At 42.0% G+C, this 17,258-nt stretch carries 14 protein-coding genes and 1 riboswitch; of the genes, 13 read left to right on the plus strand and 1 reads right to left on the minus strand.

Annotated elements, in window-relative coordinates; all coding sequences use genetic code 11:
* Positions 1–312: 312 nt before the first annotated feature.
* The 4 genes from uvrB to AC2VOY_RS11105 all read left to right on the plus strand — a co-directional run bounded on the left by uvrB (position 313) and on the right by AC2VOY_RS11105 (position 7,363).
* On the plus strand, positions 313–2,361 hold the full coding sequence (gene uvrB / locus AC2VOY_RS11090; protein ID WP_491831420.1) for an excinuclease ABC subunit UvrB: 2,049 nt from the start codon (positions 313–315) through the stop codon (positions 2,359–2,361).
* 243 nt (positions 2,362–2,604) lie between these two features.
* Positions 2,605–4,128 carry a sensor domain-containing diguanylate cyclase gene (locus AC2VOY_RS11095; protein ID WP_491831421.1) on the plus strand — a complete coding sequence of 508 codons (1,524 nt, stop codon included), beginning with the start codon at positions 2,605–2,607 and terminating at the stop codon, positions 4,126–4,128.
* Positions 4,129–4,232: 104 nt separating this feature from the next.
* Positions 4,233–5,738 (plus strand): GGDEF domain-containing protein, encoded by a 1,506-nt coding sequence (locus AC2VOY_RS11100; RefSeq protein ID WP_491831423.1) that lies wholly within the window; start codon positions 4,233–4,235, stop codon positions 5,736–5,738.
* Positions 5,739–5,797: 59 nt separating this feature from the next.
* Positions 5,798–7,363 (plus strand): GGDEF domain-containing protein, encoded by a 1,566-nt coding sequence (locus tag AC2VOY_RS11105; protein WP_491831424.1) that lies wholly within the window; start codon positions 5,798–5,800, stop codon positions 7,361–7,363.
* 42 nt (positions 7,364–7,405) lie between these two features.
* On the opposite strand, the gene yvcK is transcribed toward AC2VOY_RS11105, so the two are convergent.
* Positions 7,406–8,302, minus strand: a complete 897-nt coding sequence (gene yvcK / locus AC2VOY_RS11110; RefSeq protein ID WP_491831425.1) for a uridine diphosphate-N-acetylglucosamine-binding protein YvcK — start codon at positions 8,300–8,302, stop codon at positions 7,406–7,408.
* Between the two features lie 203 nt (positions 8,303–8,505).
* Positions 8,506–8,633, plus strand: a riboswitch (molybdenum cofactor riboswitch).
* Between yvcK and moaA the strand changes: the two genes are divergently transcribed.
* The 9 genes from moaA (at position 8,622) to oppF (ending at position 17,212) form a co-directional block, all read left to right on the plus strand.
* Entirely contained in the window at positions 8,622–9,611 is a 990-nt protein-coding gene (moaA, locus tag AC2VOY_RS11115; RefSeq protein ID WP_491831426.1) for a GTP 3',8-cyclase MoaA, read from the plus strand. Its footprint overlaps the riboswitch before it by 12 nt.
* Positions 9,612–9,701: 90 nt before the next feature.
* On the plus strand, positions 9,702–10,187 hold the full coding sequence (gene moaC, locus AC2VOY_RS11120; protein ID WP_491831427.1) for a cyclic pyranopterin monophosphate synthase MoaC: 486 nt from the start codon (positions 9,702–9,704) through the stop codon (positions 10,185–10,187).
* A gap of 9 nt (positions 10,188–10,196) precedes the next feature.
* Entirely contained in the window at positions 10,197–10,442 is a 246-nt protein-coding gene (gene moaD / locus AC2VOY_RS11125; RefSeq protein WP_491831428.1) for a molybdopterin synthase sulfur carrier subunit, read from the plus strand.
* A gap of 1 nt (position 10,443) precedes the next feature.
* The gene (moaE, locus tag AC2VOY_RS11130) at positions 10,444–10,947 is read left to right on the plus strand and encodes a molybdopterin synthase catalytic subunit MoaE (protein WP_491831429.1); all 504 of its coding nucleotides are present in this window, start codon (positions 10,444–10,446) and stop codon (positions 10,945–10,947) included.
* A 475-nt stretch (positions 10,948–11,422) separates the two neighbouring features.
* Positions 11,423–13,042: an ABC transporter substrate-binding protein gene (locus AC2VOY_RS11135; protein ID WP_491831430.1), complete on the plus strand. Its 1,620-nt coding sequence runs from the start codon at positions 11,423–11,425 to the stop codon at positions 13,040–13,042.
* Between the two features lie 322 nt (positions 13,043–13,364).
* Positions 13,365–14,285 (plus strand): oligopeptide ABC transporter permease OppB, encoded by a 921-nt coding sequence (oppB, locus tag AC2VOY_RS11140; RefSeq protein ID WP_491831431.1) that lies wholly within the window; start codon positions 13,365–13,367, stop codon positions 14,283–14,285.
* Positions 14,286–14,297: 12 nt separating this feature from the next.
* Positions 14,298–15,200 carry an oligopeptide ABC transporter permease OppC gene (oppC, locus tag AC2VOY_RS11145; protein WP_491831433.1) on the plus strand — a complete coding sequence of 301 codons (903 nt, stop codon included), beginning with the start codon at positions 14,298–14,300 and terminating at the stop codon, positions 15,198–15,200.
* A gap of 21 nt (positions 15,201–15,221) precedes the next feature.
* On the plus strand, positions 15,222–16,199 hold the full coding sequence (locus tag AC2VOY_RS11150; RefSeq protein ID WP_491831435.1) for an ABC transporter ATP-binding protein: 978 nt from the start codon (positions 15,222–15,224) through the stop codon (positions 16,197–16,199).
* A gap of 14 nt (positions 16,200–16,213) precedes the next feature.
* Complete coding sequence (oppF, locus tag AC2VOY_RS11155; protein WP_491831436.1) at positions 16,214–17,212, plus strand: murein tripeptide/oligopeptide ABC transporter ATP binding protein OppF; 999 nt, start codon at positions 16,214–16,216, stop codon at positions 17,210–17,212.
* Positions 17,213–17,258 lie beyond the last annotated feature (46 nt).

The raw sequence follows: 17,258 nt of genomic DNA on the forward strand, positions 1-17,258 counted from the left end.
TCCACAATTGTAAGTTATTGATTCTTTTTGTTTTTGAGTGATTTTTAAGATTTAGATAAAAGAGGCTAAAATTACAAAATGAAGAAATTATGAAAATTCAAGCTTTTTTTGGGGAAAAACAGTGGATGCTTTGAAGGCTTGGCAAGAAGAATATTGCCAAAATCATTTGAGTAGAACAAATAAAGGACACACATAGTAGCAGAGATAAAACAGAAAGACTATTTGTTTTTAACACTTTTAAATTGTTTTTGACCTTTTTAGAACGTAGAATTTAAACTCTTTTGATGCGCCATTTTATGAGTTGGAATTTTCATGCAAAGAGATAAACAAGCAAACAGTCAATCTTATCAAGTAGTGAGTGATTATCAGCCGGCAGGCGATCAGCCGCAGGCAATTGAATCATTGCTTGAAGGCTTAGAAAATGGCCTCGCGCATCAAACCTTACTTGGGGTGACCGGCTCAGGTAAAACCTTTACCCTTGCCAATGTCATTGCAAGGTCGCAACGTCCAACAATATTACTTGCGCCAAATAAAACCCTTGCCGCCCAACTCTATGGTGAAATGAAAGCCTTTTTCCCGCATAACGCCGTCGAGTATTTCGTCTCTTATTATGACTATTACCAACCCGAAGCTTATGTGCCGACGACAGATACCTTTATTGAAAAAGATTCTTCCGTCAATGAGCATATTGAGCAAATGCGCTTGTCGGCAACCAAAGCGCTACTTGAGCGTCAAGATGCCATCATTGTGGCCTCGGTTTCAGCTATATATGGTTTGGGCGACCCAGATTCTTACTTAAAAATGATGCTGCATGTGCGCCGCGGTGATTTTATCTCCCAACGCGACATTATTAATCGTTTAGCAGAGTTGCAATATCAACGTAATGATATGGTGTTTGAGCGTGGTAATTTTCGCGTGCGCGGTGAAGTGATTGATATTTTCCCTGCGGAATCTGAAAGCGAAGCACTGCGGATTGAAATGTTTGATGATGAAATCGAATGTTTGTCGGTGTTTGATCCGTTAACCGGTGAAATCTTACAACGGGATCTGGCGCGTTATACGGTTTATCCAAAAACTCACTATGTGACCCCGCGTGAGCGTATTTTAGAAGCCATTGATAAGATAAAAGCAGAGCTTGAAGAAAGACGCACCTATTTGTTAGCAAACAATAAGCTGTTAGAAGAGCAGCGGATCACCCAACGCACCCAGTTTGATTTGGAAATGATGAACGAAATCGGTTTTTGCTCTGGGATTGAAAACTACTCGCGCTATTTAAGCGGACGCGAAGAGGGCGAAGCGCCGCCAACCTTATTTGACTATTTACCTGCTGATGGTTTGCTGGTAATTGATGAATCCCACGTCACTGTGCCGCAAATTGGCGCCATGTATAAGGGCGATCGCTCGCGTAAAGAAACCTTGGTCAATTATGGCTTTCGCCTGCCTTCAGCATTAGATAACCGTCCGCTGCGCTTTGAAGAATTTGAAGCCCTTGCGCCGCAAACCATTTATGTCTCGGCTACGCCATCAGCTTATGAGCTTGAAAAATCCGGCAACGATGTGGTGGAGCAGGTGGTGCGCCCAACCGGTCTACTTGATCCTGAAATTGAAGTGCGTCCAGTCACCACCCAAGTCGATGACTTACTTTCTGAGATAAATCTAAGAGTTGAAATTGATGAAAGGGTGCTTGTCACCACTCTTACCAAGCGTATGGCAGAAGATCTAACTGAATATTTAACCGAACATGGGGTGAAGGTTCGCTATTTACACTCAGATGTGGATACGGTTGAACGTGTCGAAATTATTCGTGATCTGCGTTTAGGTGTGTTTGATGTGCTGGTGGGGATCAACTTATTACGTGAAGGCTTGGATATGCCTGAAGTGTCACTCGTTGCGATTTTAGATGCAGATAAAGAAGGCTTTTTACGCTCAGAGCGCTCGCTTATTCAGACCATTGGCCGCGCTGCGCGTAACCTCAAAGGCAAGGCGATTTTATATGCCGATCATGTCACCAAATCGATGCGCCGCGCGATTGATGAAACCGAGCGTCGCCGCGCCAAGCAGCAAGCACATAATGAATCTTTAGGCCAAGCGCCACAAGCATTGAAGAAAAATATCCAAGATATAATGGAGCTTGGACATATCGCGCGTGGCAAGACCAAAGGTGAATCCAAAGTGGTGGCCTTAAAAGATATTGCCAACACGCCAGATCTTGAAACTCTAAGCCCGCAAGCGTTAGAAAAAGAAATCTCTAAACTTGAAGCTCAAATGTATCAATATGCGCAAGATTTAGAGTTTGAAAAAGCGGCTGCGACCCGTGATCAAATAAGTCTATTACGCGAGCAGTTTATACAAAATAGTTAAATGTTAACGACTGATTAACACCAAATAAAGTATGAATTTGATTTGGATCGTATTTATGCCATTCAATAAATAATTTATTCCTTAAATATTTTGCTTTTCTCTGATAAATGCTCTAATAACCGCCTTCTTGGTGTGCCATTAACGCAATAAGGCAAGAGCGAGTTAATTAGTTGTTTCCGTCAGATATCATGTCTTTCATTTCAACTAGTTTTTTGGTTGTTTGCAAGCTTGATAGGGATGTATATGTTTGGCCGTATCGTCATTCAATGTTTGATTAGTGTGCTGATTTTTTGCGCCGCGATTGCCGCTGGGGTGAGATATCAACTTGATCGTAGCAATGACTATTTTAGCGTCGTTTTTGAGCGCATGGATGCACGCTTGAAAGAAATAGGTGACGCGAATGCAAAAACAGCTTGGCGTTTAGAGCAAAGTCTTTCTAATTATGCTTTGGAATCAGAGATCGGCAAGCCTACGATCAACAGTGTCATGATTTATGCCTACCCAGAGCGTAATGAATTTGGCTTTAACCAAGGTGTGTTTGCAGATACGACGCCAAATGGCAGTTTAGTGGGTTATGGGAAACCAACGTCGCATCTTTTAGCTGAGCGTGCACTTTTCTTGAAGCTTGACAAAGTCTGGAACTACACACGCGATCAGATAAAAGTAAGCGATAAATTCTTCATTCATTATCGACATAAATATATTTATACCTCTACGCTTGTGCATGATCGTAATCAAGGCGTAGAAATGACAGCTGAAAGGTTTGACCCTCTGCGCTTTCGTCGTCATTTAGAGGGAGATTATCAAGAAGATATTAAGAAAAACGGTTACTTCTATAGCACGCCGTATTTAAATTTACTTAAAAATAATCGTGTGATCTCAGCGATTTCACCTGTGCATGATTCAAAAGGACAGGAAATTGGTGATTTAGGCGTCGATTTAGATATAGATAAATTCAAAGATTTCTTCTTTTTACATCCCGACTATCAAGGCTTTGTGAATGTATTGATGACATTTCGTCATTCAGATTACCGCGTTAATTTAATCGATCCCACCACTCTTAAGAATAAGTACTTTGTTGCCCAGTACAAGTATTCGTTGCCATATGTAGGCGCAATGGTCGTGCAATACAATATCTTATTCTTCGTTGCGCAATTAAGTTATTTCGTCCTTGCCCTCATCGTTACGCTGAGTGTTATCAACTATGGCTTATGGAAGTTATATCAACAAAGCCGTGAAGGGGATGATTTACGCGAACAGCTCAACCTAGATCCTATGACCAACCTTTATAATCGTCGCTTGATTGACGATTTACAAATACTTATTGATGATACCGAAAGCCGTGGTAATACCCTGGTTGAAGAGCATTTTCAGCCGCCGATGGGGTTAATGGCGCTGGATGCCAACCGCTTTAAGCAAATTAATGATAATTATGGGCATCAGGTTGGCGATGAAGCGATTTTAGCGATTGCTCAAGCGATGCGCTCGTGTACCCGTGGCAATGATTACTGCACCCGTATGGGCGGAGATGAATTTATTATTTTAGTGCAAAAAGCGAGCCCAGAGGTATTGGCGATTGTCGCGCAACGCATTCATAATTATTTACGTCGCTATAAAATCCCAGGCGCGCCAGAGCTATTAAGAGTTGATGTGTCGATTGCTTATGACTTAATCCAAACTGACGAGGGTTTTGAAGCCGCTTACAAGCGTGTGGATAAAATGCTTTATGATGCCAAAGGTGTCAGCATGACAGGTTCAGCAGCCTAAAATGTAAAATAAATGTAACCGAGATCGCGTTTTTCCTGTTAAAAAAAATGATTTTCATTAAATATACTTACTATATATAGGGTGAATTTTAAATGGGTTAGTTAATGAAGCGTTTACTCTGGATGCAACTTTTCGTGAGCAGTATGATCTTTATAGGTCTGACCTTGGTTGCGCTTCAATATCAAAATAAAATCAGTACCCAATATTTTGACTTAGTTTTTGAGCGCTTGGATGAGCGTTTGACTGAGCTGGGGTATTCGAATGCAAAGTTAGCTCAAATCTTGCAGCGAAACTTGAATCATCTGGATAAAATAGATATTTCAGATGATATGCTTGATAAAATCGTTATTCATGCATACAAAGATCGTTATGAGTTCGGTTTTAATCAAGGCATATTTCCTGATACACCTGCGAACGGCACCTTACTTGGTTACGGTCGTCCCACCCCAGAGCTAGAAAAATATAAAGATATATTCTATAAACTCGATCGTATATGGAGTTACTCAGATACAAAAACTAGCTTCAATGACAAGTTTTTCACCAATTATAAATTTAAATATGTGTACTCTGAAAGCCTAGTTAGCGCGCGTAAACAAGGGACTAAAATCCAAGGTTCAACCCTTACACCTGTACGCTTTCGACGCGGAATTGAAGATTTTTATCAACAAGAAATCTTAGCTCAAGGCTTCTTTTTTACCTACCCATATCAGAATTTACTTCAATCAAATCAAGTGATTTCGGTTATTTCGCCGGTTTTTGTCGACGGCAGTTTAGTCGGCGATTTAGGCGTTGATTTGGACATAGAGAATTTTGATGAGTTTTTCTTTTTACATCCCGCATTTGATGGTTATGTTGATATATCACTTCAGCTGCGACATTCAGATCAGCGTTTAGATTTAAAGCAAGCTGACACTGCGCGGCAACTCTTTAAGGTTGGGCATTATCAATATGATTTTGATTATCTAGGGACGATCAATGTTGACTACGGGCTTTTGTTTTATATCAAGCAAATGGGCTACTTTGTTGTAACTTTACTCATGGGCCTAAGTATTATTAATTATGCGATTTGGCAAGCAGTGCTTCGTCGTGAAGAAACGCGTTTGCTACACAAGCAGTTAAATCAAGATCCCATGACTAAACTCTTTAATCGACGAATTATTGATGAAATTAAATTAGATCAACTCCCAAGCGATCAAGATTATATCAGCCCTCATCTTAGCCTTCCGGTGGGCATTATTTTATTAGATGCGAATAAATTTAAGCGTATTAATGATACCTATGGGCACCATGTCGGGGATATGGCTATTTTATTGATTGCGCAAGCCCTGACGAGTTCGACCCGCCAAGGTGATCTGTGTATCCGTATGGGAGGGGATGAGTTCTTAATCTTAATTCCAAATGCCACGCCAATAATTATCAATAAAGTGCAAACGCGTATTCATAACTATTTAAACCAACATGTGCTCACCGGTGCGCCAGATAGCTTTCGTATTTCTGTCACCAGCGCCGGCGGATTAATGTTTGAAAATGAAAGCTTTGACGAAGCTTATAAGCGAATGGATAAAGCGCTTTATCAAAATAAGAAAAGAAAACCTATACCAAATGAGTAGAATGCAAAATATGAATTTTGTGGTCTAGTTCACAGTTATCTATAAGTTTAAGGTCTCCTATGTTTGGAAAAGAAAAGCAAGAACAGGCACAAATCATTATCCCAAAAGGCATGCGAGGGGGGAATCGATGGTGGTGGTTACAGATCATTATCAGTTTAGTTATTTTTGCATTATTAAGCCTTGTGGCCATTGAGTACCAAACAAAACGTAGCAATGAGTACTTTGAGCTGGTGTTTCAGCGTATGGATGAGACCTTAGCCCATCTTGGTGAATCGAATGCAAAATTGGCGCTTCGACTGGAAGCAAGCTTAAAAGATGATTCCAGTGAACCTATTGATCAAGCCTTAATTGACCGATTGCAAATCCAAACCTATACGAATCGTAATGAATATGGATTTAATCAAGGGGTTTATCCGAATACGCCAGCAAATGGCACCTTGATCGGCTATGGTAAGCCAGATCCTAGTTTAGACGGACAAAAGAAAATCTTCTATAAACTTGATCGTGCTTGGAGCTACTCGGATACCAAAACTCAGTTTAATAATAAGTTTTTTTCAAATTATGATTTTCAATATGTGTATTCATCAAGCATCATTCAAACGGCTGAACGCGGTATTCAAATACGCCATAATATGGTGTCGCAAAATCGTTATCGCCGCGGTTTAGAGGGGGTTTATGAGCAAGAGTTAGCTGAGCGAGGTTTCTTTTTTAGCTATCCTTATCAAAATATATTGAAGAACAACAAAGTTATTTCTGTGGTCTCACCTGTATATAAAGATAGCCATTTAATAGGTGATATTGGGGTGGATTTAGATATCAATAAATTTGATCAATTCTTTTTCCTGCATCCTGACTTTCAAGGTTATGTCGATATCACATTAAACCTCAGAGAATCTGAGAATAGTTTAGATATCATTCGCTTTGATGCGGATAAACTTTCTTTTCACCTCGCAACATATCAATATCAATTGCCTTATCTAGGCGTATTGGAAGTTGATTATGGCTTGATGTTTTATATTTCGCAGCTTAATTATTTTTGGCTTGCCATGATTTTAGCCCTGTTTATTATTAATTATGCCATTTATCAAGTCGTAATAAGGCATGAAGAAAGTCGTCGCTTATATAAACAGCTTAATCAAGATCCGATGACAAAATTGTATAATCGTCGTGTGATTGATGATATTGATGTGAAGGTCTATTGCAATAAAGCCAAAGCCTATATGAATCCTTATTTAGATTTGCCGATAGGGATCATTTTAATTGATGCTAACAAGTTTAAATTAATTAATGACACCTATGGACACCAAGTTGGTGATAAAGCGATTTTATTGATAGCACAGGCGCTTAAATCTTCAACTAGGGAGAAAGACTTTTGTATTCGGATGGGGGGCGATGAGTTTTTAGTTATCGTTTCTGGCGCTGATGTTGATTTACTTGAACAGATAAGTGAGCGAATTCACAGCTACTTAGCCGAGCACGCTCTGCCCGATGCACCAAGTGAACTACGTGTTTCAGTCACCTGCGCTGCAGATTTGATTCTTGAAGATGAATGTTTTGATGGCGCATATACACGTATAGATAAAATGCTGTATGCAAATAAAGCAAAAGCTCACTCAAAAGACTGAGCTTTAATCAGATGAGGGTGTGATTGACCCATCACGTACGGGTTAAGCTTGCGAAATTAAATGCTCAATACAAGCCTTGAGCTTTTCCCTATCATGGCGCCATTCATAGTTCGGTGAGGCAAGATTTGTTTGATGGATTTGGTATTTATCTTGCAATTCTTGCGCTTGCTCAGCTTGAGTCACAATAATATCTAAGGCTCGCCCAGAACAGGCACGCTCACACCAATCAATACGTTGGGTTAGATCCATGCTGTTCGCTGGGCCGTATTCTTTGGACAAGTTATCAATAAAAATGACTTTTGCTTGCGTATTATTGGCAATTGCGCGACCTATTTCAGGCAATAATAATGGCGGCATTATACTCGTTAAAAAACTGCCCGGACCTAAAATAATCCAATTTGCATTTTGAATCGCACTAATGCCTTCTTCGGTGGCAGGGACTTCAGGTTCAATAAACAAACGGCGCAGTGGCTGATTAAAATCATCCACATCAGTTTCGCCGCGCACCCATTTCCCTGTGATAGATAAACCAATTAAATCAGCAGGGTGTTCACTCATCGGAATTAGATTCACATTCACTTTCAAAATGCTGCGCACCAAGCGAATGGCATCCAATGGTCGAATCGACAGATTATTCAGCGCGGTTAAAATCAAGTTGCCCATATTGTGCCCATCAAGCTCGCCTGCGCCTTTAAAGCGATATTCAAACAGCATGGATGGAATATCAGGCGAGGTAATCAGCTGATTAATACAATTACGTGTATCGCCCCAAGCAATGCCGCCTTGACACTGACGAATTCTGCCAGTAGAACCGCCATTATCTGTAGTCGCAACAATACCTGTTGCATTGGAGCCAAAGTCACGTAAGGCCGCGAGCATGCGTCCCAGTCCGTGACCACCGCCAAGGGCGACTATTTTATTTTGTTTATAAATATTCATTGGTTTTCATTTAAAGACATATTTTGCTTTATGATACTGCTTTTTAATTCAGCTTGGCGAATTGTTTGTCAGTTTTCATGGGTATTTTCTATTCAGTTAAAGCTTTTCTTTTGCTGATAGCTAGCAAGGGCACTAAAACTTGCGTATAATTCGCAATAATTAGATACAAATGAGTATACCATCTGCTTTGTATGGTTTATTCGCTTTGTCGTTAACTCCGAGCGGTTTTCTCTAAGTTCAAGCCTTGGCTTGTATATGGGATCTCAGCCAGGGAATAGTGTAGAAATGCCTATTCCTCCCGTGTTTGGAAAGGTGTTGTGTGACGCATCAATTTGAAGATCAATTCCAGCGTAAGTTTTATTATTTACGACTGTCCATTACTGACGTTTGTAATTTCAAATGCAGCTACTGCTTACCTGATGGCTACAAGCCTTCGGGGCAAAAAAACTCGTCTTTTATTCAGCTTCCTGAGATTAAGCGTGTGGTTAAAGCCTTCGCTGATTGCGGCACGACCAAAGTGCGGATCACAGGGGGTGAGCCGTCTTTACGTAAAGATCTCGTGCCTGTGATTGAAACCGTGGCGCAAACCCAAGGCATCAAAAAAGTCGCGATGACCACCAATGGTTACCGTATGGCAAAACAAGTCGATGCTTGGCAAGCGGCAGGGCTGACCAATATTAACGTGAGCGTGGATAGTTTAGATCCACGCCAGTTTCATCAAATTACAGGTGAAAACAAATTTGCTGAGGTGATGGCGGGGATTGATCGCGCATTGGAAATTGGCTATGCCCAAGTTAAAGTCAATGTGGTTCTAATGAAAACCCAAAATGCCCATCAATTGCCTGCATTTTTAAATTGGATCAAAACACGTCCGATTCAGCTTAGATTTATTGAGCTGATGCAAACTGGCGAAATGGATGACTTATTTCAGCGTGAGCATCAATCAGGCGTTGAGATTTTAAATCATTTAATGGCAAATGGCTGGCAGCTCAAAGCCAAAGACAGCAACGATGGCCCCGCGCAAGTTTTCTATCATCCTGATTATATTGGTGAAATTGGCTTAATTATGCCATATAGCAAAGACTTTTGCGCCAGTTGTAACCGCTTGCGTATTTCTGCAACCGGCAAGCTGCACCTATGTCTATTTGGTGATGAAGGCGTCGAGTTGCGTGATTTAATGCAAGAAGATAAACAAGAAGACGCTTTGATCGCTCGGATTCAAGACAGTCTCGGGAAAAAGTCTGTGAGCCACTTTTTAGAGCAAGGCAATTCAGGCGCAACCCCGCATTTAGCCTCAATTGGTGGCTAATTGCCTGAAGGTGTTGTGTTGCATCTTTTTAGTTCGGTCGAAATGGGCCTAGCTTTGCCCTCGTCATTATTTAGTAAAACAAGGTATAGCATGTCAAATCAATTTACTCACATTAACCAATCTGGTGAAGCCAACATGGTGGATGTGTCTGCAAAAAATGAAACCGTTCGTGAAGCGCGCGCAGAAAGCTTTATCACCATGAATAAAGAAACCTTAGATTTAATTATCTCTGGTGCGCACCATAAAGGTGATGTGTTTGCGACTGCGCGCATTGCTGGCATTCAAGCTGCGAAAAAAACTTGGGATCTCATTCCGCTTTGTCATCCTCTTTTATTATCCAAAGTTGAAGTTAAGCTTGAAGCGCTTCCAGAAACCAACCAAGTACGCATTGAATCCTTGTGCAAACTAGCAGGTAAAACCGGCGTAGAAATGGAAGCGCTCACCGCAGCATCTGTTGCCGCTTTAACCATATATGATATGTGTAAAGCCGTGCAAAAAGACATGGTGATTGGCTCTGTGCGATTACTTGAAAAAACCGGTGGTAAATCTGGTCACTTTAAAGCAGATGAGAAATAAGAGGCTGTCATGATTAAAGTATTATTTTTTGCCCAAACCCGTGAAATGATTGGCGAAGAAGGGATTAATCTGGCGATTGATTCGATTCTTGCTAAAGATTTGGTTGCCCAACTTGCAGCAAAAGGGGACAACTGGCAAGCGGCGCTTTCAAGTGACAAACTCTTGGTTGCAGTAAATCAAGAAATGGTCAGCATGGATAGCGAAATTAAAGCCGGTGATGAAGTTGCCTTTTTTCCACCTGTGACAGGGGGCTAAGATGTCTGAGCAAGCCGTCTCTAAGAACACAGAACTAGATAATCCAATTTCAATTGATGTGCAAGAAGCAGATTTTGATCTTGGCGCAGAATATCAAGCGCTTTCTGAAAAGCACAGCATTGGCGCTGTGGTGACCTTTGTTGGTAAAGTTCGTGATATGAACCTTGGCGATACTGTTCAAACTTTAACCCTTGAGCATTATCCTGCGATGACGCAAAAGGCGTTGCAAGAAGTTTGCGAGGAAGCAGGGCAGCGTTGGCCACTGCTTGGCACACGCGTTATTCACCGTGTTGGACGCCTTGAAACCGGCGATCAAATTGTATTGGTTGGCGTCGCTAGCATGCACCGTGGCGCAGCATTTGAAGCCTGTGAATTTATTATGGACAATTTAAAATCACGTGCACCATTTTGGAAAAAAGAAACCATTCATAAAACCAATGCACAAGATGAAACCCGTTGGATTGATGCTCGTCAGTCTGATCAGGATGCGATCTCGCGTTGGTAGCTCTAAAGTGGTAATATATTTATGCAGTAAATGGCATATTTTCTGCATAAATAAACCATAGCAATAGCATTACTATTCATCTTGGCTTGTTAAAACAAATACTTAACAAGTTTTTTATGCTCTTATCAAACTGCCAATCATCGAAAAATTCCTTTCTATGTAATAAATTAACCTCTTAAACTTTCTATTTTTTGCGATATAGATCACGAAATCACACTTATATGACATACTTGTTAAAGATAATATATGGTGATTTTCAAGATTTATTGCTAATGTGCAAGGAGTTCTATCTAAATAGAAGCTTAATTTGCAATTATGCAGTTTTATAGAGAATGATACCTAAATGCTTTTGATTAATAGTTAACCAGTCTTAAACATGCCATGATGGCAATGCATTTCTACAATTTGAATGAGTTGCCTTAGGCAAGGTGTCATGGACGTACACTAAAAAATGAGAAACAAGGAGTTTCCTCGCATGCTAAAAAATTCGATTACCCGCGCTTTAATTCTTGCAACCGCTTTCACTGCAACGGCTAATGTTGCATTCGCAGCACAAGTTCCTGAAGGTACAAAACTCGCTGAAGAACAAGTTCTTGTTCGTGATAACGGCACTGAAGTTGCTTCAATTGACCCACACAAAACTGAAGGTGTGCCAGAGTCAAACGTTATTCGTGACATGTTCGAAGGTCTTGTGATCACAAATGGCGACGGTGAAGTGGTACCGGGCGTGGCACAGAGCTGGGAAACTAAAGACAACAAAACTTTTACTTTCAAACTTCGCGAAGACGCAAAATGGTCTGACGGCACGCCTGTGACAGCGGATGATTTCGTTTACTCTTGGCAACGCGCGGTTGATCCAGCAACTGCATCACCTTATTCATGGTATCTTGAAATGACCACCATGAAAAACGCAGCTAAAATCATCAAAGGCGAAGCAGACAAGGGCACACTTGGCGTGAAAGCGATTGATGCACAAACGCTAGAAGTTGAACTTGAGCAACCTGTTCCTTATTTTGTTCAAATGACCGCGCATACGACTATGATGCCGGTGAAAAAAGATGTGGTTGAGAAATTTGGCACAGATTGGACAAAACCTGAAAACTTCGTTGGTAATGGCGCATTTACACTTAGCAAATGGGTGATCAACGAGCGCATGGAAATGGTGCGCAACGAAAATTACTGGGACAACAAAGACACTGTTCTTGATGAAGTGGTTTATCTACCTATCGAAGATCAAGTTGCAGCGATGAACCGCTTCCTATCTGGCGAAGTGGACATGACTTATGAAATCCCGAACGAGCACTTCAAACGTCTACAGAAAGAACACCCAGAAACCATCAAAAACCCTGGTTATCTATGTACTTATTATTATGGCTTTAACACACGTCGTGCGCCATTTGATGATGTGCGTGTACGCCAAGCACTCTCTTATGCAATCGATCGTGACGTTGTCACTAAGATCTTACTTGGTCAAGGCCAAAAACCTGCATTTGCACTAACGCCTGATGTAACGGCTGGATTTACAGCAGAAGTGCCTGATTACGCAAAACTGACTCAAAAAGAGCGTAATGAGAAAGCGAAAGCATTGCTTGAAGAAGCAGGCCTAGACACATCAAAACCTATCTCACTTCTTTATAACACAAGTGAAAACCACAAGAAGCTAGCGGTAGCCGTGAGCTCTATGTGGAAGAAGAACCTTGGCATCACAGTGAAGCTTGAAAACCAAGAATGGAAAACTTTCCTTCAAACCCGTCGTGAAGGCAACTTCGACATGACGCGTGCAGGCTGGTGTGGTGATTATAACGAAGCCTCAACTTTCCTATCTTTGCTACGTAGCAACAACACATCAAACGATATGGGCTACAATAGCGCTGACTATGATAAAGCGATGGATAATGCACTGGCAGCAACCTCAGAAGCTGAGCGCAACAAGTTTTATCAAGAAGCAGAAAACTTGCTAGCTACAGATATGCCATTTGCACCTGTTTATCAATATGTTGCAGTGCGTCAGGTGAACCCACAAGTCGGTGGCTATCCAAAAGCGAATGCACAAGATAATATCTATTCAAAAGATTTGTATAAAATCGCTAAGTAATAGATAAGCCTCTATTGCATGTAAAGCTAGGCTCTCAGATTTTGAGGCCTAGCTTTGTTGTTTTAGCTGTCTGGTATAAAAATTCAGCAAACAGCTATAAATATTCATATTATCCTGTTTTTTGTCTAGTTTTATTGTGGATATTTGGTAGCATGAAATCAAAGCCTATTCGCACCAGGCAAAAGGTGTGAATCATAATTTTAAAATCAACCCAAGTGGAAAGTTAGTCTAGTACTGATTTTATTTGTCAATGGAAAAGCCAAAGTTGGAGCAATTCGATGCGGTTTGACAAACGCTTGGCGTTAAAACTGGAAGTTTCATTATGTTTAAATTTATTTTGAAACGAATTGTGGAAGCTATCCCAACTTTGTTGGTGCTAATTACCATTTCGTTTTTTTTGATGCGCTTTGCGCCAGGGAACCCATTTTCAAGTGAGCGACCACTGCCGCCACAAGTAATGGAAAATATTAACGCGAAATATGGTCTTGATAAGCCAGTGTTTGAGCAATACACCACTTATCTCACCAATATCTTGCATGGTGATTTTGGCCCATCATTCAAATACCAAGATAGAACGGTAAACGAATTGGTGGAAGCGGCGCTCCCTGTTTCTGCTAAAGTTGGTTTTTTTGCCTTTATCTTTACCGTGATCTTAGGCGTGAGTGTTGGCACCATTGCCGCATTGAAACAAAATACCTGGATTGATTACACCATCATGTCCACCGCCATGCTCGGGGTGGTGCTGCCGTCCTTTGTGCTTGCGCCGGGGCTGATTTATATCTTCTCAATTAGCCTAGATTGGTTTCCTGCCGGTGGTTGGCAAGGCGGCGGTCTGAAGTTCATGATTTTGCCGATTATTGGTATGTCACTTTTATATGTCGCAACCTTTGCGCGTATCACGCGTGGCAGCATGATTGAAACGCTGAACTCAAACTTTATCCGCACCGCACGCTCAAAAGGGCTGAGCTATCGCTATATTATTTTCAAACACGCGCTTAAACCTGCGATGTTGCCGGTTGTGTCTTACATGGGCCCTGCATTTGTTGGGATCATTACAGGTTCGGTTGTGATTGAAACCATTTTTGGTCTGCCGGGCATTGGTAAGCTGTTTGTGAACGCTGCCTTTAACCGCGATTACTCTCTAGTAATGGGGATCACCATCTTGATTGGTTTTCTCTTCATTGTCTTTAATGCCATTGTCGATGTATTGCTGGCATTAATTGATCCGAAAATTCGTTACTAAGGAGAGAGTCTCATGATATCTCAAAAACAAAATACAGAAGCACTTGAGAAGTTCTCTGAAAATTTAGAAATCGCAGGCCGCAGCCTGTGGCAAGATGCGCGTATTCGTTTTATGCGCAACAAAGCGGCAATGGTCAGCCTTGTGATCTTATGCCTTATCACTTTGGCAGTGATTTTCCTGCCGATGTTTGCACAATTTGCTTATGATGACACTGACTGGTATGCACTGCATGCGGCGCCATCTGCTGAGCATATTTTTGGCACCGACAGCCTTGGACGTGACTTATATGTGCGTACCTTGATGGGTGGCCGTGTGTCACTTGCAGTTGGCGTACTAGGTGCACTCGTTGCGGTGTTAATCGGCACCTTGTATGGCGCAGCCTCTGGTTTTATCGGTGGTAAGGTTGACCGCACCATGATGCGTATCCTAGAAGTGCTTTATGCCGTCCCATTTATGTTCTTAGTGATTGTATTGGTAACATTTTTTGGCCGTAACATCGTCCTTATCTTTGTTGCTATCGGTGCGATTGCATGGCTGGATATGGCGCGTATTGTCCGTGGTCAAACTTTAAGTCTGCGTAATAAAGAATTTATTGAAGCGGCGCACGTGTGCGGGGTGAGCAACTGGCGCATCATCACACGTCATATCGTGCCAAACGTACTCGGGATTGTTGCGGTTTACTCAACGCTATTGGTACCAAGTATGATCTTAACTGAATCTTTCCTTTCTTTCCTTGGCCTTGGTGTGCAAGAGCCGATGACAAGTTGGGGTGCTTTGCTGCAAGAAGGGGCACAGACAATGGAAATTGCGATTTGGCAGCTTGGCTTCCCAACCGCATTCATGGTCGTGACACTATTATGTTTTAACTATGTCGGTGATGGCTTGCGTGACGCGCTCGATCCAAAAGACAGATAATTGCAGCAAAAGGAATTGAACATGAGTTTATTAGACGTAAAAGACTTGCGCGTTGAGTTTAAAACCCAAGATGGGATGGTCACCGCAGTCAATGATTTAAATTTTAACTTAAACCTTGGGGAAACCTTAGGCATTGTTGGCGAATCGGGTTCAGGGAAATCTCAAACGGTTTTCTCTATCATGGGTTTGCTAGCAAAAAATGGCGTGATTTCTGGCAGTGCCAAGTTTGAAGGCAAAGAAATCCTAAACTTGCCTGAGCATGAGCTAAATAAAATCCGCGCGGAACAAATCGCGATGATTTTCCAAGATCCTATGACCTCGCTAAACCCTTATATGAAGGTAAGTGCGCAGTTAATGGAAGTGTTAATGCTGCACAAAGGGATGGGCAAATCTGAAGCACTCGAAGAATCTATTCGTATGCTTGAGGCAGTCAAAATCCCTGAAGCGCGTAACCGCGTGCATATGTATCCGCATGAATTTTCAGGCGGTATGCGTCAGCGTGTGATGATTGCCATGGCGCTTTTGTGTCGTCCAAAACTTCTGATTGCCGATGAGCCAACCACTGCGCTCGATGTAACGGTTCAAGCCCAGATTATGGATCTGTTAAACGATCTGAAAAAAGACTTTAATACCTCGATTATTATGATCACCCATGATCTTGGCGTTGTGGCAGGATCGTGCGATAAAGTCTTGGTGATGTATGCTGGGCGCACCATGGAATATGGCACAGTTGATGAAATCTTCTATCAACCAAGCCACCCATATACGGAAGGCCTGCTTAAAGCGATCCCACGTTTAGATACCAAAGGCGATATCTTGCCAACGATTCCAGGCAATCCGCCAAACCTACTTCACTTGCCACCGGGCTGCCCGTATCAAGAGCGTTGCCATCGCAGCATTGATCGCTGCAAAGTAGAAGCACCAAGCCTTGAGCCATTTGGCACGGATAGAGCGCGTGCGTGTTTCTCTGATCACACCATCTGGACAGCGCAGGCATAGGCAAGGAGCTCATCATGCAAGATAAAAAATTAATTCTAGATATTTCAGATCTAAAAGTGCACTTTAATATTGCGCCAAAATCTGCTTGGCCTTGGACCAAACCGTTAAAATTGAAAGCGGTCGATGGCGTCAATGTGCGTCTTTATGAAGGCGAAACCTTGGGCGTTGTTGGTGAGTCAGGTTGTGGTAAATCAACCTTCGCGCGTGCGATTATCGGCCTTGTTGAAGCAACGGACGGCAAAGTTGTCTGGATGGGTAATGATCTCACCCAAATGGGCAAAGCGGCGCGTCGTGAAACGCGTAAAGATATCCAAATGATTTTCCAAGATCCTTTGGCATCACTTAACCCGCGCATGACAGTTGGCGACATCATTGCTGAGCCGCTGCAAACTTTCTACCCAGAATTGTCGAAAGATGAAGTGAAACTGAAAGTTAAACAAATGATGGATAAAGTCGGTTTATTGCCGAACGTGATCAACCGTTATCCGCATGAGTTCTCAGGTGGTCAGTGTCAACGTATCGGGATTGCGCGTGCGCTTATTCTTGAGCCGAAGATGATCATTTGTGATGAGCCAGTTTCTGCGCTAGATGTGTCGATTCAAGCGCAAGTGGTAAACCTTTTAAAAGAGCTGCAAAATGAGCTTGGTCTAAGCCTTGTGTTTATTGCCCATGACTTGTCAGTGGTGAAACACATCTCAGATCGCGTCTTGGTGATGTATTTGGGCAATGCAGTGGAGTTAGGTGAAGCTGAGTCTTTGTTTGAAAACCCAACCCATCCATATACCAAAGCCTTGATGTCGGCCGTGCCAATTCCTGATCCGAAAAAAGAGCGGGCGAAAAAGATTGAAATGCTAGAAGGGGACTTACCGTCGCCAATTAGCCCACCATCTGGTTGTGTGTTCCGCACCCGTTGCCCAATTGCAACAGAGCAATGCGCACAAGAAAAGCCACAAATTAAAGGCAATGATACGCACGCCGTGTCCTGTCTATTAAAAGAATCGCCAGTGGCTTAATAGATACTGCCGCGATAATATAACCAAAAATTAAAGCAGCCTGTTT

The organism is Vibrio sp. KMM 9700 (assembly GCF_058545285.1).